A 21127-nucleotide genomic window follows, 5' to 3' on the forward strand; every position below is an offset into this window, starting at 1 on the left:
CTCTCATTAGTGATAGTGCTCTCTTAATAATGATAAGTTTGATAATGGTCAGTTGCGTTTTTAGGCGTCGAGGTTACACTTGTGCGCTCAAATAGCTTACGCCTGTAAGCCAAAAGGTAATGTAGAGAATGGCCAAGTTAGATTTTCATATCGTTAAACGTATTCGTGAACAAATTGCGAAGGGTGGTACTCGTGTTGCACTCAAACATAAAGTGGGTGATGCATGGCAGGGTATTACTTGGGAGCAGTTTGGGCAGCAAGTAGATGCTTTGTCACTTGCACTTTTGGCTCAAGGATTGGGCGTTCAAGATAAGATCGGTATCTTCTCGAACAATATGCCGCAATGGACCATCGCTGATTTTGCAGCGCTGCAATTGCGTGGCGTAACCGTACCTATCTACCCAACCAACACAGCAGCGCAGTCTGCTTACATCATCGACAATGCAGACGTAAAAGTACTGTTTGTCGGTGAGCAGCCTCAATTTGACGCAGCCGTCAGCATCTTTGGCGAATGTCAGCAGCTAGAACTGATTGTCGCGATGTCGAATGACATTGAACTTGGCGAACACACGTTTGCAATGACGTGGGATGATTTCATCGCTAAAGGTGACGATAGTCATCAGAGCGAATTAACTTCTCGTTTAGAGCAGGCGCAAGAAGAAGATCTTCTTACATTGATTTATACCTCTGGTACCACGGGACAGCCAAAAGGCGTAATGTTGGATTACGCTAACATTTCGGCTCAGCTTGAAGGCCACGATGAGCGTTTAAGTTTGACGGAAGATGATGTGTCTTTGTGTTTCCTTCCGCTATCACATGTATTTGAGCGAGCTTGGACGTTCTATGTGCTCTACAAAGGCGCGACTAACTGCTACCTACAAGACACCATGCAAGTGCGTGATGCACTAAGCGAAGTGCGCCCTACCGTTATGAGTGCGGTACCTCGTTTCTATGAGAAAATTTTCTCTGCTATCCATGAGAAAGTATCCCGTGCTCCAATCCACCGTAAAGTGATGTTCACGTGGGCAGTTAACATGGGCGCGAAGATGGCGGCATGTCATCAAGAAAATCGCAAGCCATCGTTGATGCTGCGTAAGTCCTACGCTCTGGCGGATAAACTGGTTCTGAGTAAGCTACGTGCATTGCTGGGTGGCCGCATCAACTTCATGCCATGTGGCGGTGCGAAGTTGGATGAGACGATTGGTCGCTTCTTTCACGCAATCGGTATCAACGTAAAGCTTGGCTACGGCATGACAGAAACAACAGCAACAGTTTCTTGTTGGGATGACCAATGCTTTAGTCCTGACTCTATCGGTATGGCAATGCCTGGCGCACAAGTTAAGATCGGTGAAAACAACGAGATCTTAGTGCGTGGTCCAATGGTGATGCGTGGTTACTACAAAATGCCAGAAGAAACCGAGAAGACTTTCGACGAACATGGTTTCTTGAAAACGGGCGATGCAGGTTACATTGATGAAAATGGCAACTTGTTCATTACTGACCGTATTAAAGAGCTGATGAAGACCTCAAATGGTAAGTACATTGCGCCTCAGGTTGTTGAAGGTGCGATCGGTAAAGACCACTTTATTGAGCAGATTGCTGTGATTGCCGATACACGTAAGTTTGTATCTGCGCTGATCGTACCGTGTTACGACTCGCTAGAAGAGTACGCAAAAGAACTGAACATCAAATATCACGACCGCGTTGAGTTGATCAAACACCACCAAGTGGTAGAAATGTTAGAGAAGCGCGTAAACGACCTACAAAAAGAGCTAGCGAAGTTTGAGCAAGTTAAGAAATTCAAACTGTTACCAAAAGCTTTCTCGATGGATGAAGGTGAATTAACACCGACTCAGAAATTGCGTCGTAAAGTGATTAACGATAAATACCAAGATGAAATTGAAGAAATGTACAACGAAAAGTCAGATAAAAAGTAACTTAAGCTGACTTAGATTTCAGATTGATGAAAAAATCCCCAGCTGGCTTGATTATGCCGTTGGGGATTTTTTTGTGCCCGTATTTCACACTTATTAATCCCCTTCTTGAAGGAGAAATTGTTCTTTTTGGTGATTTTTGGTGAAATTATTCACTTTATTTCTTCCTTGAGCATGGTCTTGATTCTAATTTGTGCTTATTGGTTAGTGCCTAATCCTAGTTTTGTTCTGATTTATAGCATCTTGTTTAAATTTTGACTCAACTCTCATTAGACCCGTTGATAATAAAACGTTACATTTGTTGTGTTACCTTGCGTTTTGTTATGACAAGCGCAGGACATAGCTGAAAAAGTGGAAGTATTTCTATTAGGCTACGAATAAGACCTAGACTATGTAAAACCAGCCCAATCCGTTGGCCTTACGGAGAGGAAAACTGGTAAGGAGAGCAATTATGACAGCAATGTTGTCAGGCGCAGAGATGGTAGTGCAATCTCTGATCGAAGAGAGCGTAGAGCAAATCTTTGGTTACCCTGGTGGATCCGTTCTGGATATCTACGATGCACTGCACGCAAAAACCGACCAAATTAAACACGTATTAGTACGACACGAGCAAGCTGCGACTCACATGGCCGATGGTTATGCTCGCGCAACCGGTAAGCCGGGCGTAGTGCTAGTATGTTCGGGTCCTGGTGCAACCAATACCATCACGGGTATTGCTACAGCGTACATGGACTCGATCCCAATGATCGTTATTTCAGGTAACGTGCCGAATAATCTTATCGGTAACGACGCCTTCCAAGAGTGTGACATTGTGGGTGTATCTCGCCCTGTCGTAAAACACAGCTTCTTGGTAAAAAAGGCAGAAGACATTCCTGAGACGATCAAAAAAGCGTTTTATATCTCGACAACTGGCCGACCTGGTCCGGTTGTGATTGATTTGCCGAAGGATATTTTGAATCCGCAAATCAAGCTTCCTTACGAGTATCCTGAAAACATCTCGATGCGTTCGTACAAACCAACGACCTCAGGCCATAAGGGCCAGATCAAAAAAGCGCTTAAAGCTCTAGTAGAGGCGAAGAAACCGGTTCTTTATATTGGTGGCGGTGCGGTGATTTCCGGTGCGCATGAGCACATTCAAACCTTATCCGATGAATTGAATCTGCCTGTTGTTAGCACTCTGATGGGTTTAGGTGCCTTTCCAGGAACGCATAAGAACTCGTTGGGAATGTTAGGTATGCACGGTACTTATGAAGCCAATATGGCGATGCATGAAGCCGACTTAATCTTTGGTATTGGTGTGCGCTTCGATGATCGTACGACGAATAACTTAGAAAAGTACTGTCCTAACGCGAAGATCATGCACATCGATATTGACCCGTCTTCGATTTCGAAAAACGTCAAAGTGGATCTTCCTATCGTAGGTTCTGCCGATAAGGTGCTCGCGACCATGGTTGGCTTGCTGAATGAGCAAAACAGCAGTAATGATACGCAAGCCATCGCTAAGTGGTGGGAAGACATCCAAGTATGGCGTGAGCGTGATTGCCTAGCATATGAGACCTCTCCGGAACGCATTAAACCGCAACAAGTAATTGAAACGCTGCACAAGCTCACCAATGGTGATGCTTACGTGGCATCGGATGTAGGTCAGCACCAAATGTTTGCCGCGTTGTACTACCCATTTAATAAGCCGCGTCGTTGGATAAACTCTGGCGGTCTTGGCACTATGGGCTTCGGCTTGCCTGCTGGTATGGGGGTGAAATTCGCGATGCCAGAAGAAGAAGTGGTGGTTGTCACTGGTGATGGCAGTATCCAGATGAACATTCAAGAATTGTCGACGGCAATGCAATACGACATTCCAGTGAAGATCATCAACCTAAATAACCGATTCTTAGGCATGGTAAAACAATGGCAAGACATTATTTACCAAGGTCGTCACTCTAACTCGTACATGAGTTCTGTTCCTGATTTTGCTGCAATTGCAGAAGCTTATGGCCACGTCGGTATCCGTATTGAAACGCCAGATCAACTCGAAGCGGGTCTACAAAAAGCGTTGGATATGAAAGATCGTTTGGTGTTTGTCGACATCAACGTAGATGAAACCGAGCACGTATACCCAATGCAGATTAAAGGCGAGGGTATGGACAAAATGTGGCTAAGCAAAACGGAGAGAACGTAATATGAGACACATTATTTCTTTGTTAATGGAAAACCAACCTGGTGCATTGTCTCGCGTTGTCGGTCTGTTTTCTCAGCGTGGTTACAACATTGAATCGTTGAACGTATCTCCAACCGATGATGAAACCTTGTCGCGTTTGAACATCACGACCAACTCTGATGAGATGCAATTAGAGCAGATTCAGAAACAACTGCATAAGCTTATTGATGTGCTTAAAGTTCAAGAGGTGACAGAGTTTGAACACATTGAGCGTGAGCTGATGATGGTGAAAGTGAAAGCGAGCGGCTTTGCGAGAGCAGAAGTGAAACGCACGGCTGACATCTTCCGTGGGCAGATTGTTGATGTGACCGCTTCTCAATACACCGTTCAGTTGGCGGGAACCAGTGAGAAGTTGGATGCGTTCATTCAAGCTATTTCAGAAGTGACTGAAGTGGTAGAGGTAGCACGAAGTGGTGTGGTTGGGGTTGCTCGCGGAGAGCGCTGTCTTAAGCCGTAATAACTGAAACCTTCTATCCAAGTCATTGGGTATTTGTGATAAGCCATCGTGAAATCGATGGCTTTTTGTTTAGAAAATAACAACTGATGATATAATTGATGGTTTCGTAAACAAAATGGGTAGTAGTACGCGTGAAAGTCAGAAGGTTAGTCGGCTCTTTGTTGGCGACAACGCTATTTTTTAGCGCGTTAATCTCTACCTATTATTATCAAAAATACCAAAGCTTGTTGGCTAATAATGTAGAAAATACGGCCAAGGAAGCACTTCATCAATTGGCCTATTCTGAACGTGAATACAATAACGTTCAGGACCAAATATCCTCCATTAGCGACCTGCTCGGTCACAGTCAAAGTCTTTATGATTATTTACGACACCCTAATCCCAAAAATTTAGCGATTCTAGAAGAGGTGTGGAGTTCAGTTGCGGTGAACCAAAAGTGGTACACGCAGATCCGCTTTTTAAACCTTGCTGGTCGAGAGAATGTTCGTATTAATTACGACTTCAAAATTCGTACTGCGGCTCCTGCTCGTAAGCTTCAAGACAAGTCCGAACGAGAATATTTTCTTTATGCGCAAAACCTTAAAGACGATCAAATTGGGTCTTGGGGTATTGAATTAGAAAAAGAAAATGGTGACTTGATTCACCCATATCGACCATCAGTTCGAATCATGATGCCTGTCGCGATGAATGGGGTACGAGAAGGGTACTTGGTATTAAATATCGACGTTCAATACCTCTCCTCCCGATTGAACTATTCACCGGTTCGAGATTTCAACATCGAACTGATTAACCAGCCCGGTTTTTATGTCGCGAGCTTACACAGTGATAAATTGTATGGCGACATCATTCCAGATCGTGATCGCTTTAATTTTGGCCTAATGCACCCAGACATTTGGCAAAATATGGGCTCAGAAAAAATGGGTTTTGGGTATGACGGTAAACACCTCATTGCGTTCAACACCATTGAGTTTGTCCCTGGTGAACCATTGCATCTGATCATCGATCTTTCTCAAGAACAACTGCTTGAACGAGCAGAAAGAGATATTGATGACTTAGCCCAAGAAGCCTTATTTGTCCTCAGTTTGATGCTGGTGTTCGCTTTGCCGATTACCACGTTGGCACTCCATTACCGTCGGCATAGTATCGAATCCAAGTTGGCTCGTGCCGCGTTGGATGGCATGACCGCTGTGATGATTTCAGACACCTCACATCGCATCATGATGGTGAACCAAGAGTTTGAGAACATGATGGGCTACTCATCAAATCGATTGCGAGGTTGGAACGCTCATAATCTGATTTTCTTGCCGGAAGACATTGAAAACATCCTTTCGATTTGGAGTAAGTTGGGTGTGGAACATGTTTGGGAGGGGGAAGTTCGTTGTCGAACGAAGCTCAACCATGTATTTACGGCCATCATGCGTATCCAAGCTATCATGGCCAAATCAGGAAAAGTCAGTTACTACATTACGTCGTTGGTGGATATTTCTGAACGAAAATTGTTGGAAGAAAAATTACGTAACTTGAGTGAAAAAGACGGTTTAACCAGTCTTTGGAACCGTAGGAAGTTTGAAGAACAATTGACGCAGCATGCCAATATGTTTGAGCGTTATCCTGATACCCCCACAACTTGTTTGGCGTTGTTTGATATCGACCACTTTAAGCGCATCAATGATGAACTCGGTCATGATGAGGGTGACAAAGTGATTCTTGGTGTCGCGGAGACGTTACAAGAAGGCGTTAGAAATACCGACTTTGTCGCCCGTGTTGGTGGTGAAGAGTTTGCGGTGATCATGCCTCATACTTCGACACAAGAGGCGGAAGTGGTATTGAACCGATTGCGAGTTGCGGTAGAACAGAATTCAGAACAGTCGGTGACGGTGAGTGTCGGCTATAGTGATTTAACCGCGGATCGCACTCGCACTTATAAGTGTGCTGATATTGCGTTGTATGAATCGAAAAGTGCAGGGCGTAATCGAGTCTCGATTTGCCACAGCTTTGATGACATAGCGTAACCTACGTCGCTTTGAAGGCGAATACAAAAAAATCGGGTACTTCCCGATTTTTTTATGGCTAGACTTTGTGCGATTTAAGCGGTTTCAATCGCCAATTCAATACGCTCCATTGAGCTTAGCAAGTGCTTATCAAGTAAGTCCATAGCTTCTTCGCTGTTCTTCGCCAGTACCAACTTCATGATCATCTCATGCTCATCAATGTTGAACAGTACATCCTTTTCTGAGCTTAATGTTTGCATTGCGAAGTAACGGTAACGCTTGATCTGATTGATCAGGTCACTGAAGAAGTCAAACATGTTCTTAGAGTCTGCTCCTTCCAATAGAGAAATATGGAATTGATGGTGGCGTTCTTCCCACTCTTTCCAGCAGAAAGTTTCATCGAAGTTCAGGCGAGACAATTTGTGGTATGACGTTAATACATCCAGTTCCCAGCTCTCATCACCCGCTAAAATCGCCTTTTTAAGCAGAACAGAAGAAACAACACGAAGGCTTTCGTAAAGGTCATTCAGCTCCTTTTTACAGACAGGGGCAACCCAACAGCCTTTTTGCGGTTCAAGCTTTACATACTTGCTCCAAGACAGTTGTACAAGTGCTTCGCGAATAGGTGATGCACCCACGTTGTACTTCACTTTCAGATCAGCAACTACAAGCTTTTGACTTGGTTTGAGTTCACCAGTCAGGATGTCCTGACAGATCATTTTTGCAACTTTATCGGTAAGGGTAGGACTGGACACAAGCAACCTCATGAAATTTTTATTATCGTAACGACAACTAAACAGTACGTAGTTCGGTTGTGATTGATAATACAGCGTACTGATTATGAGGGCAAGATTAAATATATAAAAAAAGAGGGCCGAAGCCCTCTTTTTTATTTAACTGATGATTGAATTCTTCAGTCTTATAGAACGTGTACAGAAGCTGTGTTCGTTGTGCCTGAAGCTACTAGAGCACCAGAAACCATAACAACGATGTCGCCTTTGCTGCCGAATTCAGCTTCAAGAGCGTATTCTTTACCCATTTTGTAGAAAGCATCTGTGCTGTCGATAGACTCAACAAGAACTGGACGAACACCTTTAGTAAGAACAAGCTGAGCAGCTGTCTTTTGGTTAGTTGTCAGTGCAATGATGTTTGCAGTTGGGAAGTATTTACGTACTGAACGTGCAGATTTACCGCCTTCAGTTGCAACGATGATTAGAGGAGCTGCTAGTTTTTCTGCTGTGTCTACTGCGCCTTTACATACTGCTTCAGTAATGCGAAGACGTGGGCTGTCTAGACGAGAACCTAGTTCAGCTTTAAGAGCAGAATCAGTACGGTTCGCGATTTGAGCCATGATAGTAACAGCTTCAACTGGGTACTTACCTTTAGCAGTTTCACCAGAAAGCATTACTGCGTCAGTACCGTCCATGATTGCGTTCGCAACGTCACCCGCTTCTGCACGAGTTGGACGTGGGTTGTTGATCATAGAATCAAGCATTTGAGTTGCAGTGATAACCATCTTACGTGCACGGTTACACTTCTCGATCATCATTTTCTGAGCGAAGATTACTTCTTCAGCTGGGATTTCAACACCTAGGTCACCACGAGCAACCATGATACCGTCAGAAAGCTCTAGGATTTCGTCGAAGTTATCTACACCTTCTTGGTTCTCGATCTTAGAGATGATGTGGATATCGTTGCCGCCGTTTGCGTCTAGGATCTCACGGATTTCTTTAACGTCAGATGCTTTACGGATGAAAGAAGCAGCTACGAAATCAACGCCTTGCTCACAACCAAATTTAAGGTCAGCTTTGTCTTTCTCAGAAAGAGCTGGAAGTTGAACAGAAACGCCAGGAAGGTTAACACCTTTGTTTTCGCCTAGTGCGCCGTTGTTAAGAACTTTACACTTAACTTCTGTTTCAGTCGTAGAGATAACTTCCATTTCAATTAGGCCGTCATCTACTAGGATTGTGTTACCAGCGTTTAGGTCTGCTGCGAAACCAGCGTAAGTTACCGCTACAGTCTCTTTGTTACCAACAACTGAAGTATCAGTTGTGAAAGTGAATTCTTGACCAGCTACTAGATCTACGTCGTTACCGCCTTCTAGCTTGATAGTGCGGATTTCTGGGCCTTTAGTATCAAGAAGGATAGCAAGTTGCTTACCTACTTTGTCCATTACTTCGCGGAAGTTCGCAATACGAGTGCCGTGCTCTGCGAAATCACCGTGAGAGAAGTTAAGACGCATAACGTTCATGCCTGCGTTTACTAGTTCAGTTAGCTTCTCTACAGATTCAGTTTTAGGGCCAATCGTACATACGATTTTGGTCTTTTTCATGGAAGATACTCTCCGGTAAGTATAGTTACAATTTGAAAGTCGGTTATTTAGTCTGAAGTTAGGCGCTTTTGATGGCATTTAGTGCCTGCCATTCACCGATTTTCCGCCTCATTATTAGAACTTCAGGTTCTGAAAGTCTTTCACCAAGTTTAGTCATTTTATGACTAAAAGATCGGCGATTTTGGTTACCTTTTTGTGACTAATCCCACTTTATATGCAGAAAGTTGCAAAAAAATAACCGTCAATTCTGTAATTTTTTTTCTTTTCGGTGGCGAATTCTACCACCGAATGAATCCAATATCACTGTTTAAGAATTGTCTTAGGACAAGGTTTTAACGAGAAATATTAATTTTTTGGATCGAAATAAATGGACTTAAAAGTTTCGATTTGACTATAATAAGTTTCAAGTCGAAACTTAAAATCAAAACTTAAATGTCGAAACGAAACACTCAATTAAGAAGACACGCCATTTCTAACCTAGTAAATGAGCTTGGGGAAGTCAGCGTTGATGAGCTGGCACAAAAATTTGAAACCTCAGAGGTCACGATTAGAAAGGACTTAGCTTCTTTAGAGAAAAACGGACAACTTTTGCGCCGTTACGGTGGCGCCATTGCGATTCCAACGGAAGTTATCCATGAAGAAATGAGTCCAAATGTTTCGAGTCGAAAGTTAAGTCTGGCAAAAGCAGCGGCATCACTGATCCGAGAACATAACCGAATTGTGATCGACAGTGGCAGTACAACGGCTGCGCTGATTCAGCAATTAAATGATAAACGAGGCTTGGTTGTCATGACCAACTCGTTGCATGTCGCCAATGCACTTAACGAATTAGAGAGCGAACCAACCTTGTTAATGACAGGCGGAACTTGGGATACGCACTCAGAATCCTTCCAAGGCAAAGTAGCCGAATCTGTATTACGTGCTTACGACTTCGACCAGTTATTTATTGGTGCTGATGGTATCGATTTAGAGCGCGGAACTACCACGTTTAATGAGTTAATTGGCTTAAGTAAAGTCATGGCAGAAGTGTCTCGTGAAGTCATTGTCATGATTGAGTCTGAGAAAGTGGGACGTAAGATCCCGAACTTAGAACTCGCTTGGGACCAAATTAATGTGTTGGTTACTGATGCAGAGTTACAACCAGAACACAAAGTACAGATTGAACAACATGGCGTTAAAGTCATTTGCGCCTAATCTAATAATGTAAACAGTTTCATATTTCACTTCCCTCTGGATAAAGGCCTTTGCTTGCTGCCTCTATTTGAAATCATGGTCAGGGAAGAACAAAACTACAAACGGAGATAAACACATGTGTGGAATCGTAGGTGCAGTAGCACAACGAGATGTTGCAGAAATTTTAGTTGAAGGCCTACGCCGCTTGGAATACCGCGGTTACGACTCTGCGGGCGTTGCGATTGTTGATGGTGAGACAAATTTAACGCGTATTCGTCGTCTAGGTAAGGTACAAGAGCTGGCAGACGCAGTAGACGAAGCGAAAGTGATCGGTGGTACTGGTATTGCGCACACTCGTTGGGCAACACACGGTGAACCTTCAGAAGTGAACGCACACCCACACATGTCTGGTGACATCGCAGTGGTACACAATGGCATCATCGAAAACCATGAAGAGCTACGTGAACTGCTTCAATCTCGTGGTTACGTATTTGAATCTCAAACGGATACTGAAGTTATCGCTCACATGGTTGAGTGGGAGCTTCGCACTTCAGAAACGCTACTAGAGGCGGTACAGAAGACAGCAAAACAATTGGATGGCGCATACGGCACGGTAGCGTTGGATCGTAAAGACCCTTCACGCATCGTAGTGGCACGTTCAGGCAGTCCAATCGTCATTGGTTTTGGTGTGGGTGAAAACTTCCTTGCTTCTGACCAACTTGCGCTCCTTAACGTAACACGCCGTTTCATGTACCTAGAAGAAGGTGACGTAGCTGAGATCACTCGTCGTGACGTGACTGTATTTGATGCAACAGGTGAGCGCGTAGAACGCGAAATCACAGAATCAAACGCTGAACACGATGCGGGTGATAAAGGTCAATACCGTCACTTCATGCAGAAAGAAATTTACGAGCAACCAACTGCGCTGATCAACACGATGGAAGGTCGTATCACGGCTGATTCTGTTGTCACTGAAGCAATAGGTGTTAACGCGGCAGAAATCCTAAGCAAAGTTGAGCACGTACAGATCGTTGCATGTGGTACGTCTTACAACGCAGGTATGACCGCGCGTTACTGGTTCGAAGACATTGCAGGTGTAAGCTGTGACGTAGAAATCGCTTCTGAATTCCGTTACCGCAAGTTTGTAACGCGTCCAAACAGCCTATTGATCACGCTTTCTCAATCTGGTGAAACCGCTGATACGCTAGCAGCTCTTCGCCTAGCAAAAGAGAAAGGTTACATGGCGGCAATGACCATCTGTAACGTAGCGGGTTCTTCTTTGGTTCGTGAATCTGACTTTGCATTTATGACCCGTGCAGGCGTGGAAATTGGTGTGGCATCAACTAAAGCGTTTACGACTCAGCTTTCAGCGCTACTGATGCTGGTAACTGCTCTTGGTAAGCAACAAAACCGCATCAGCAAAGAGAAAGAAAAAGAGATCGTAGAAGCACTTCATGCCCTTCCAAAGCAAATCAATGCAGCGCTGTCTTTCGAAAAAGAAATCGAAGCACTAGCACCTGATTTCGCAGATAAACACCACACACTGTTCCTAGGTCGTGGTGAGTTCTACCCAATCGCGATGGAAGCGTCTCTAAAACTGAAAGAGATCTCTTACATTCACGCAGAAGCGTACGCAGCAGGTGAACTGAAACACGGCCCTCTAGCGCTAATTGATGCTGACATGCCAGTTGTGGTTGTTGCACCAAGTAACGATCTTCTAGAGAAACTGAAATCAAACGTTGAAGAAGTGCGTGCTCGCGGTGGTTTGCTTTACGTATTTGCAGATGAAGACGCTGGTTTTGAAGGCGATGAGACGATGAAAATCATCAAGATGCCACACGTAAGCGAAATCACAGCAGCAATCTACTACACGATTCCAATGCAGTTGCTTTCTTACTACGTTGCACTGATCAAAGGTACGGACGTAGACCAACCTCGTAACTTAGCGAAGGCGGTAACGGTAGAGTAACTACTACAAGGTGTGATTAAGATTACACTTGCTTATGTTGTGCTATGTAAGTAGCCAGAACCTAAAGCGAAGTCACATGACTTCGCTTTTTTTATGTCTGTAGACACGGTTATGATGCGCAATACGTTGACATTCACTTGTTTACTTTCTGACACGTTGAGCGGTCTGCATCACTATCGTAATCCCACTGATGCGGTTTCAATTGAACTGAAAAGGTCATTATGAAAATCAAACTCTTGGCTTTATGTATCGCGTCCTCGCTTTACCATCCATCAGTGATGGCAGAGGAAGAAATACAAACAGAAGAGCGCAAAAGCCAAACCGTATTTATCGATGAAAGCGATGATTGGTTACAACTCAAATCTGGTGAAGTGATCAAAGGGGAATTAACTGGCACGATCAAGGAAGAAACCAATTCGTTCGATCAAGAGGTTGAATTCGATAGTGATGATCTTGGCGATCAAGAGATCGAACTGGAAGACATTGCGGTGTTAGAAACGGCAAGTTTCTTTACCATCCGGACTTCTAGTGGTGACATCTACGATGGCTATTTGTCGATTCGTGAAGACGAATTATATTTGATTAATGATGGAGAAGAATTGTCGTTCCCTGTTTCCGAAGTGGTTTCGATCTATCGAGGAGCTGAGAAAGATTCTGATCATTGGACTACCGAGATCTTTTTAGGGTTGGACATCAGCAAAGGCAACACGGATGAGTTCTCACTCCTTGGTGAAGTAGAAGCGGAAAGGAATACTGTCGGTTCGCGGACTAAACTGAAAGCCAAACACGAAAACTCCAAGACGAATGATGAGACCACAGCGAATAACAGTTCGTTTGATGGCTCCTACGACATTTACCTAAGTAACCGACTCTTCTTTAGGCCGCTTAAGCTCTCGCTGCTCAAGGATGAGTTCCAAAACATTGATTACCAAGTCAACGCCTCGATGCAGATGGGTTATTTCATCATTGCCAATTCGCAGACAGAATGGGATGTCTCCATCGGTCCGGGTTACCAGTACACCGACTTTAAAACGGTAGAAGAAGGGGAGTCTGGCGATGCGACCAGTAACACCTTAACCTTCGAATCTAACTTTGAGTATGAACTGACCGATGATATCGATTTCAGTCATACCTATAACCTCAACTGGGCGAGCAACGATGCTGGTGGTACTCGGCATACCAACGAGCTTGGTTTTGATATCGATCTTGTCGATGATCTAGATCTAAGCATTAAAGCGATTTGGGATCATGTTTCGGATACCAAAGCCGATGCGGAAGGTGTGGTGCCAGAAAAAGACGACTATAAGTTCCATTTTGGTCTGACTTACGAGCTGTAGTTTGGGTGGTTATCGGTAATCAATCGCGATTTTGGTTTATGACAAAAATGTCATCTTCGAGATAGGTTGGTGTCAGGTGTGTTGTTGAATAATGAAGCTATTGAAAACAAACACACTCAAAGGTCATCAACATGAAAGTACTGAAAACCGCTCTCCTTGTAACAACAATGGCAATCACTAGCGCATCAGCATTCGCTCAACCGACTTTCACTGGTGGAAAATACATTAGCCGTGAAGAAATGAAGACCATTTCTGTTGAGCCAACGGCAACCTCGGATGCAGCTTATCAACAAGCGTTAGCTGAACTAAACTCTTTAAAAGACATGTCGTCTCATGAGCTTAATAAAGAGTTGAACATCGTGACTTTCGATGTCGCGAGAAACAGCACGCACTTACAAGACGGTGGTTTTGTTACGGTACAAGAGCGCATGAACGAGCAGGGACAGTTGGAATATCTGGGTACTGTGAACGTGAAAGTGAACTACGCACAGCGCGACAGTAATCGATAAAAACATTGAATGAAAAGAGTATGATGCAATTTGTGTCGTACTCTTTTTGCGATCGTCAATGCTGAGCACATCCCGTTGAGATAGAGGGCTGAAATTGAAACTACTGATTGTAGAAGATGAAGTAAAAGCAGGGGAATACTTGCAAAAAGGGCTGGTGGAATCGGGCTACGTTGTTGATTGGGTTCGCGACGGTGTCGATGGCTTATATCACGCAACCAGTGAACCTTATGATCTTATTCTTCTCGATATCATGTTGCCCAAACTCGACGGTTGGCAAGTGCTCAACACGCTGCGCAGTAGTGACATTCACACCCCAGTTATCATGCTCACTGCCAAAGAGCAGATAGAAGATCGCGTGCGTGGCTTTGAGTTAGGAGCCAACGACTACGTGGTAAAACCTTATGCGTTTGCTGAGCTGCTGGCACGCATTCAGAATGTTTTTCGTCATCATACTTCCTCTCGTGTACAGACCTCCTCTCAGACGCTGCAAATTGCGGATTTAGAGCTCGATATGATGAAGCGAGTGGCAACGCGAGGCGGGCAAAGTATTACGCTAACGGCAAAGGAGTACGCGCTGCTTGAGCTTTTGATGCGCAAAGAAGGTCAGGTGTTATCACGGACCACCATTGCGTCATTAGTGTGGGACATGAACTTTGATAGCGATACGAACGTGATTGATGTCGCCATCAAACGACTGCGCAATAAAGTCGACAAGCCATTTGAAACGCCTCTGATTCATACCATTAGAGGGATGGGGTATAAGCTGGAAGCACCAGATGTTTAAACGCCCAGCCAACCTGTCTATGCAAAACAAACTCGTGCTGATGTTTGTCGGCACGACGCTGGTGGTGTACCTCGCTTTAGCCTTTATTCTCTATTACACCATCGAGCGCCATTTCTTTACTCAAGACTATAACGAAATGGTCAGCAAATATAATGCGATAGAGAAGACCATGATGGTTTCTCCTGAGTCGGCTTATCTGCTTATCGATAACAGCTCCGCTTACATGTGGGCGTTTGAGGAGGGAGAGCAGACCTACAAAAACTCAACGCTTTCTATTCCTAACAAACTTTCTCTCACGCTGAGTTCGCCGCAGATTTTGAATCAAAACAATGCGATTGAGTGGCATGAAGATTCTTTGGATATTCGAGCCTTCGCCTTTAAAGCCAAAGATGTCACTGTGGTGATAGGCACCAGCATTAACCACCATATATTGTTCCTCAATAAACTGGGGTGGATTCTATTCTGGTCGTTAGGCTTTGCGTTTTTAGCTTCTGCTCTGTATAGCCGAACCATTGTAAATCGAGGTTTGAGGCCGATTCTTACCTTAAACAAACACATCCAACATATTACCCCTGAACAGTTAGATATTCGTATTGACCCAGATACGTTGCCGATCGAGCTAAGAGAGTTAGCGATAAAGCACAATGCGATGTTGGATCGATTACAAACCGGTTTTCATCGTTTGAGTGAGTTCTCTTCTGATATTGCTCATGAGCTTAAAACACCGCTGACTAACATCACCACTCAAAACCAAGTAATCCTTGGTGCTGCCCGCAGTTCTGAGGAGTATCAAGAAGCGATTGCTTCTACTTTGGAAGAGCTTGAACGGATAACTAAAACCATCAATGACTTACTGTATATCGCCAAAGCAGAAAACAAACTGATTCACCGACACAACGAGCGCTTCGCGGCTCATGAACAAGTGGCTCATTTGATCGAGTACTTCGAAATACTGGCGGAAGACTCAGCGCTAGCCATTACCACTTCAGGTGAGGCGATGCTGTATATGGACCGAAACATGTTTGAGCGCGCTATCAGTAACTTATTGTCCAACGCGATTCGCCATGCGTATGACGAGACGACGATTTCGGTTGATATTGAGCAGATTGGCGAACTTGTGAAGATAACCGTCAGCAACGTTGGTGAGGCGATTCCCAAGCAAAACCTACCGTATCTGTTTGACCGCTTTTATAGGGTCGACAAGTCGCGCCAGCACTCAGGTAGTGTGGGAGCTGGGCTGGGTTTGTCGATCACTCAGTCGATTGTTCACGCCTACGATGGAAGCATCAGCGTCACTTCAGAAGATGGCCAAACCCAGTTTTGTTTGATACTGCCAGCGGCTAAAGCTGACTCAGCAGTGGAATCACTTCCTCAAGAGACGCTTTAATGATGACTTTGTCTTCGAGCTCTGGCAGAGGTGGAAGTAAATCCGGAATCATTACAGCTTGGCATTTCGCAGCGAGCGCAGCTTTGATGCCGTTGTTCGAATCTTCCAATACTAAGCATTGCTTGGCGTCCACACCTAAGTGGCGATAAGCCATTTGATAACAATCAGGGTTTGGTTTACCGCGCTCCACATCTTCGGCGGTAATCACCAAATCGAACTGCGCAAGGTACTCGCTGCCCGCGAAATTGTGTTTTACCTCTGGAAGGTGAGAAGAGGTGACAATCGCGGTTAATAAGTCATGCTGTTTGATGGTATAAAACAGTGCGTCGAATCCGGGTTTGAGCGCAATGCCTTGATTTCTTAGATTATGGAAGTGTTCAGCTCGCACGGCTTTATAGCTCGGCATATCGATGGCGTCTTGAAAATGCTCAGAGAGTATTCTTTCACATTCAGGGTCTTGGACACCGATGAACTGCTGGTAGAAATCATCGGTGATGGTTAAGCCTTGCTTGGTAGCGGCGTATTGCCAACTTTGCTTGTAGATGGATTCGGTATCGAAAATCAGTCCATCCATATCAAAAAGTACAGCTTTTAACATTGGGTAGGGCTCCTACGTTTTTGGGTGTAGAGCGGCTGACATTGTTATCTTGTTATACCTAAGCAACCTCGAATCCTTTTGAAGGTAGCTTGGGTATAAAATGTGGCGTTAGAATGGGCTCTCTTTGCCGAGTTCATTGCAGATCTCGACAATCGCAAGCGAGAGCCCTGACTTAATGATTTGTTGTTGACGTTGCAGTTGTAGCTGATAAAACTCAAGGTCGATGTCGTCATCTGGTTCGTTGACTTCCAGTTGCACCATGCCCATCTTCTTCACCAAATGCAGCTTTTTGATTGGATCTAGAATATTAGGGTCCGTGAACTCGTAGTCAGAAGCGTCGCTATTGAGATGGTTTTTGAGCTTAATGATGTCTTCGATGTCGTGGTAAATATCATCGGGAAGCACACCCAAGCCAAACAATAACTTCAAACGAACAGACAGATCGCCCAGCGGTCCCGAGTCTTGTAACAGCGGACCGACAACCGATTGAACAGCGAAGTTATCTTTACGAAAAATTCTTTGCACTAACCCGTCGATCGAATCGTTAAAAACGTCGACTGCTGCAATGAAAAAGCCTCGTACCGATGGTGCGCTGTTTAATCGCTCAATGATCTCGGTTTCGTTGATGTTATCTGCCATATACTGAATACATTTCTAATTATTAGCTATCCCAACTCTTCATGGAGATGGATATAGAAGGGGAGCCAAGCTCCCCTAGGTAAATCAAAGTTGGTTGTAAAGTGTCTCGATTTGAGTCACTTCAGCACTGTTTTCTGCAAGACCCGTGTATGTCGCTAGCGTCTTCTTCACGCCCACTTCTTTTAATGAGTTTTGTAGCTCTACGGCTTGTGGGTCAGTGTCGTTAGTGTACTTCAACGCAGCGGCAATGCCTTTCAAAAGCGTTTTATTTTCAGTGCCATACTCAATTGTACCGAGTAAAGGCTTCACTAATCTATCGTTTGCACCTAATTTGCGAATTGGTTGGCGACCTACGCGATCAACCTCATCCACTAAGTAAGGGTTGGCAAAGCGTCCCAGAATCTTCTCGATGTAAGCGTTGTGCATGCCACGGTCGAAGCCGTAACGTTTGATCAGCACTTCACCACTTTCTTGCATCGCCTGTTTTACTTCAGCATGAATGCTTGGGTCTTCAATCGCTTCACGAATGGTGCGATGGCCTTTCAAGCAACCTAGGTAAGCGGTAATGCAGTGACCTGTATTGAGAGTGAACAGCTTGCGTTCTACGAATGCCATTAGGTTATTGGTTCTTTCCATGCCCGCGATGTCAGGGATTTCGCCCTTGAATTGCTGCTCATCCACAATCCATTCGCTAAAGCTTTCTACCGTCACTTCTAGTGGGTCATCGTTCGCCGCTTCTGCTGGTGGTACGATGCGGTCTACCGCTGAATCGACAAAGCCAACCAACTCGTCTGCTTTTGCGTGCAATGATTCATCTAAGTGTTTGTACACCTCACCTTTTAGGTGTGTGGTGCCGCGAACCATGTTTTCACACGCGATGATATTCAATGGTTTATCGTTACCTGCTGCAAAGCGTTTAGCAATGCCGGTAGCGATGGTTTTTGCAATGATGTCCAGTACGTTAGGGCCCACTGCTGTTGTTACCAAGTCGGTTTTTACAATGCGGTCGATGACATCTTCACTGGCAGAGTTAACCGCGGTGACGTGAGTTACTGTGTCGATTTGGCACTCAGTACCGACCACTTTTACTTTGTATTCTTGCTTGTGACTCAGTTGGTCGACGAGTGGAGCGTCAACGTCTGCGAACGTCACCTCGACTTCTGCGTCTGCTAATAGTTTACCGATGAAGCCACGACCAATGTTACCTGCGCCAAAATGAACTGCGTTTTTCATAATTCTTACCTACCAATGTCTAAAATGTTGACTAAAACGAATCTAGGGTGAGGCCAACCGCATAGGGGGTGACAGCTGACCTCGGTTTGCTCAGGAGCAAATTAAAGAGAGTGATTAAGCCGCTTGCTGGCCGCCAAGGATGTTCAGAATCTCTTCCACATCGTTGGTGCTAGTTAGCTTCTCAATTGCTTCCGGCTCATCGAGCACGTTCGTAATGGTAGTGATTACTTGGATGTGCTCATCGTTCTTAGCTGCAATACCGATAACCAGTTTCGCTACATCGTCGTCATCTTCAGTAAATTGGATACCCGATGGGTATTGGCAGATTACAATGCCGGTTTTCTTCACGCGGTCTTTCGCTTCAACGGTGCCGTGAGGTACTGCGATAGATTCGCCTAAGTAGGTTGAAACCAGTGCTTCACGTTCAAACATTGCGTCTACGTACTCTGGTTCTGCGTAGCCTAGTTCAACCAGCTTGTTACCTGCAAAGCGAATCGCTTCTTCTTTGTTGGTTGCTTTCAAACCTAGGTGAATGTTTTCGCGCTGAATTTGGAATACCGATGGTTGCTGTTTTTCAAAGCTGTCATCGTTCGCAGCCATGACCGATACTTTTACCATCTGGTCGTCATTGGCTGCGGATTGTTTTTGAGCGGCTAGCAATTTAGTTACTAGCTGGTTGTACATTTCGCTGTCTAGGAAGTTCGTCAATGAAATGTGGTGTGCGTTTGGAGCATGCTTACGTGCACGATCCGTTAAGTCTTTATGAGTAATCACGATATCTGCACTCTCTGGTAAGCTATTGATAGCAAGGTTGGTTACGTGGACGTTCAGACCCGCGTCTTGAACTTTTTTGCGCAGCATGCTTGCACCCATGGCGCTTGAGCCCATGCCCGCATCACAAGCGACAATGATGCTTTGTACTGTCGCTAGGTCTACGTCACCTTTGCTTTGGCTGTTTACCACCGCATCGTTTTTAGATGCAGATTTCATGTCTTTCATTTGTGATGTTGCTTTCTCTAGTGCTGCTTCATCACCGTCTTCTTCTGTTGACGTTTGAGTCTTCATTAGCAGTGCTGCTACGGCGAATGACACGCCTGTTGCTGCTGCGATGGACGCTAGAACACCAACGATTGAGCCTTTCTGAGTCATCAACAAGATTGCAAAGATTGAACCTGGTGATGCTGGAGAAACAATACCTGCGTTAAAGATAGTTAGAACGAATACGCCAGTCATACCGCCTGCGATAGCCGCAAGGATTAGGCGAGGGTTCATTAGGATGTATGGGAAGTAAATCTCGTGGATACCGCCGAAGAAGTGGATGATTGATGCACCACCTGCAGTTTGACGAGCCGTACCTTTACCAAACACCATGTAAGCTAGCAGGATACCTAGACCAGGACCTGGGTTTGCTTCGATGAGGAAGAAGATCGATTGACCTGTCTCAGACGCTTGTTGGATACCTAGTGGAGAGAAGATACCGTGGTTGATCGCGTTGTTTAGGAACAGGATCTTCGCAGGTTCAACGAAGATTGAAGTCAGTGGTAGTAGATGGGCAGAAACTAGGAAGTTAACGCCTGCCGCCAAGCCACCAGAAAGAATTTTTACGAATGGACCGATAAAGATGAAAGCAAGGATCGCACATAGCATGCCGATGATGCCCGCAGAGAAGTTGTTAACCAACATCTCGAAGCCACTTTTTACTTTACCATCGATGTAGTTATCGAATTTCTTGATAGCCCAGCCGCCCATTGGGCCGACCATCATTGCCCCCATAAACATTGGGATGTCTGTGCCGACAATCACACCCATTGTTGTGATTGCACCGACTACCGCTCCACGATCGCCACCAACTAATTTACCACCGGTGTAACCGATAAGTAGTGGCAGCAAGTAGGTAATCATTGGGCCAACCATAGAGGCTAACGTTTCGTTTGGTAGCCATCCAGTTGGGATAAATAGAGCAGTGATAAAGCCCCACGCGATAAACGCGCCGATGTTTGGCATTACCATGTTTGACAGAAAACGACCAAAATTTTGTATCTTGATCTTGGCATCTGGTGATATCATAACAATTCCCCGTTCGATGTTCTGATGAATCTTGTTGTAGTAAACGGTTCGCCAAAACCGTTTGTTTGATTGCTTAGTACCCAATCAATTTACCACACATTTTCCAATTGGAACTGACAACGGGTTTTTCGTGATCTACGCCCGCATTTCTTAGGCTGAGAAACGGTTTTTAAGTGACCAAGTTCAACTTATTAACTTGTAACTTAATAACAAAAAGCCACTTTCAAATCTGTCAATAAAAATCTTAGTGATCAATTCGATCTTCTGACAAATTTAAAATCAAAATACTTTGTGACTTTGATCACTTTTGATTTCTTTTGAAATTCAAATTAAATACCAGTAACGATCAATATCACATTTTGTGTTGATTTAGTCTGGGTATGAAATGTGATCTGAGTCGCTTTTGGTATTTTGTGAAAGTTTGCGACGGGATTGGTGTGATCAATGTCATTGCGACTCTTCGATAGAATGTATTTATAAGAGTCTTTTCGGCATACTTCAC

General features: G+C 44.6%; 16 protein-coding genes. 10 read left to right on the plus strand and 6 right to left on the minus strand.

Annotated elements, in window-relative coordinates:
- Positions 1-128: 128 nt before the first annotated feature.
- The 4 genes from OQJ86_RS01580 to OQJ86_RS01595 all read left to right on the plus strand — a co-directional run bounded on the left by OQJ86_RS01580 (position 129) and on the right by OQJ86_RS01595 (position 6618).
- Complete coding sequence (locus OQJ86_RS01580) at positions 129-1937, plus strand: AMP-dependent synthetase/ligase (protein ID WP_038878299.1); 1809 nt, start codon at positions 129-131, stop codon at positions 1935-1937.
- A gap of 448 nt (positions 1938-2385) precedes the next feature.
- Complete coding sequence (locus tag OQJ86_RS01585) at positions 2386-4110, plus strand: acetolactate synthase 3 large subunit (protein WP_038866146.1); 1725 nt, start codon at positions 2386-2388, stop codon at positions 4108-4110.
- Position 4111: 1 nt separating this feature from the next.
- Positions 4112-4606, plus strand: coding sequence for an acetolactate synthase small subunit (gene ilvN, locus OQJ86_RS01590; protein WP_009843336.1), 495 nt, complete (start codon positions 4112-4114; stop codon positions 4604-4606).
- 131 nt (positions 4607-4737) lie between these two features.
- Positions 4738-6618, plus strand: coding sequence for a diguanylate cyclase (locus OQJ86_RS01595; RefSeq protein WP_265985596.1), 1881 nt, complete (start codon positions 4738-4740; stop codon positions 6616-6618).
- A gap of 74 nt (positions 6619-6692) precedes the next feature.
- Here the strand turns inward: OQJ86_RS01595 and OQJ86_RS01600 are convergent, their stop codons facing one another.
- Both OQJ86_RS01600 and pykF read right to left on the minus strand, forming a co-directional pair.
- Positions 6693-7364, minus strand: a complete 672-nt coding sequence (locus OQJ86_RS01600) for a GntR family transcriptional regulator (protein WP_081094899.1) — start codon at positions 7362-7364, stop codon at positions 6693-6695.
- Positions 7365-7516: 152 nt separating this feature from the next.
- On the minus strand, positions 7517-8929 hold the full coding sequence (gene pykF / locus OQJ86_RS01605) for a pyruvate kinase PykF (RefSeq protein WP_038866152.1): 1413 nt from the start codon (positions 8927-8929) through the stop codon (positions 7517-7519).
- A gap of 432 nt (positions 8930-9361) precedes the next feature.
- On the opposite strand from pykF, the gene OQJ86_RS01610 reads away from it, so the two are divergent.
- The 6 genes from OQJ86_RS01610 to OQJ86_RS01635 all read left to right on the plus strand — a co-directional run bounded on the left by OQJ86_RS01610 (position 9362) and on the right by OQJ86_RS01635 (position 16088).
- The gene (locus OQJ86_RS01610) at positions 9362-10123 is read left to right on the plus strand and encodes a DeoR/GlpR family DNA-binding transcription regulator (protein ID WP_038866154.1); all 762 of its coding nucleotides are present in this window, start codon (positions 9362-9364) and stop codon (positions 10121-10123) included.
- Positions 10124-10238: 115 nt separating this feature from the next.
- The gene (glmS, locus tag OQJ86_RS01615; protein ID WP_038866157.1) at positions 10239-12071 is read left to right on the plus strand and encodes a glutamine--fructose-6-phosphate transaminase (isomerizing); all 1833 of its coding nucleotides are present in this window, start codon (positions 10239-10241) and stop codon (positions 12069-12071) included.
- A 221-nt stretch (positions 12072-12292) separates the two neighbouring features.
- Positions 12293-13408 carry a DUF481 domain-containing protein gene (locus OQJ86_RS01620; RefSeq protein ID WP_265985598.1) on the plus strand — a complete coding sequence of 372 codons (1116 nt, stop codon included), beginning with the start codon at positions 12293-12295 and terminating at the stop codon, positions 13406-13408.
- A gap of 131 nt (positions 13409-13539) precedes the next feature.
- Positions 13540-13917: a DUF3316 domain-containing protein gene (locus tag OQJ86_RS01625; protein WP_009707777.1), complete on the plus strand. Its 378-nt coding sequence runs from the start codon at positions 13540-13542 to the stop codon at positions 13915-13917.
- A 94-nt stretch (positions 13918-14011) separates the two neighbouring features.
- Positions 14012-14701 (plus strand): heavy metal response regulator transcription factor, encoded by a 690-nt coding sequence (locus tag OQJ86_RS01630; RefSeq protein ID WP_005437415.1) that lies wholly within the window; start codon positions 14012-14014, stop codon positions 14699-14701.
- Complete coding sequence (locus tag OQJ86_RS01635; protein WP_265985600.1) at positions 14694-16088, plus strand: heavy metal sensor histidine kinase; 1395 nt, start codon at positions 14694-14696, stop codon at positions 16086-16088. The genes OQJ86_RS01630 and OQJ86_RS01635 overlap by 8 nt, the downstream gene beginning before the upstream one ends.
- Here OQJ86_RS01635 and OQJ86_RS01640 read toward each other — a convergent pair.
- The 4 genes from OQJ86_RS01640 to OQJ86_RS01655 all read right to left on the minus strand — a co-directional run bounded on the left by OQJ86_RS01640 (position 16042) and on the right by OQJ86_RS01655 (position 20625).
- A complete protein-coding gene (locus OQJ86_RS01640; protein ID WP_265985601.1) occupies positions 16042-16686 on the minus strand; it encodes an HAD family hydrolase in 645 nt (214 codons plus the stop codon). The genes OQJ86_RS01635 and OQJ86_RS01640 overlap by 47 nt on opposite strands.
- A gap of 108 nt (positions 16687-16794) precedes the next feature.
- Positions 16795-17325 (minus strand): MltR family transcriptional regulator, encoded by a 531-nt coding sequence (locus tag OQJ86_RS01645; RefSeq protein ID WP_005437418.1) that lies wholly within the window; start codon positions 17323-17325, stop codon positions 16795-16797.
- A gap of 84 nt (positions 17326-17409) precedes the next feature.
- A complete protein-coding gene (locus tag OQJ86_RS01650) occupies positions 17410-18558 on the minus strand; it encodes a mannitol-1-phosphate 5-dehydrogenase (protein WP_265985603.1) in 1149 nt (382 codons plus the stop codon).
- A gap of 114 nt (positions 18559-18672) precedes the next feature.
- A complete protein-coding gene (locus tag OQJ86_RS01655) occupies positions 18673-20625 on the minus strand; it encodes a PTS mannitol transporter subunit IICBA (RefSeq protein WP_265985604.1) in 1953 nt (650 codons plus the stop codon).
- Positions 20626-21127: the final 502 nt, after the last annotated feature.

The sequence above is a fragment of the Vibrio sp. Sgm 5 genome (assembly GCF_026241575.1).
In the GTDB taxonomy this organism is placed as follows: Bacteria; Pseudomonadota; Gammaproteobacteria; order Enterobacterales; family Vibrionaceae; genus Vibrio; species Vibrio jasicida.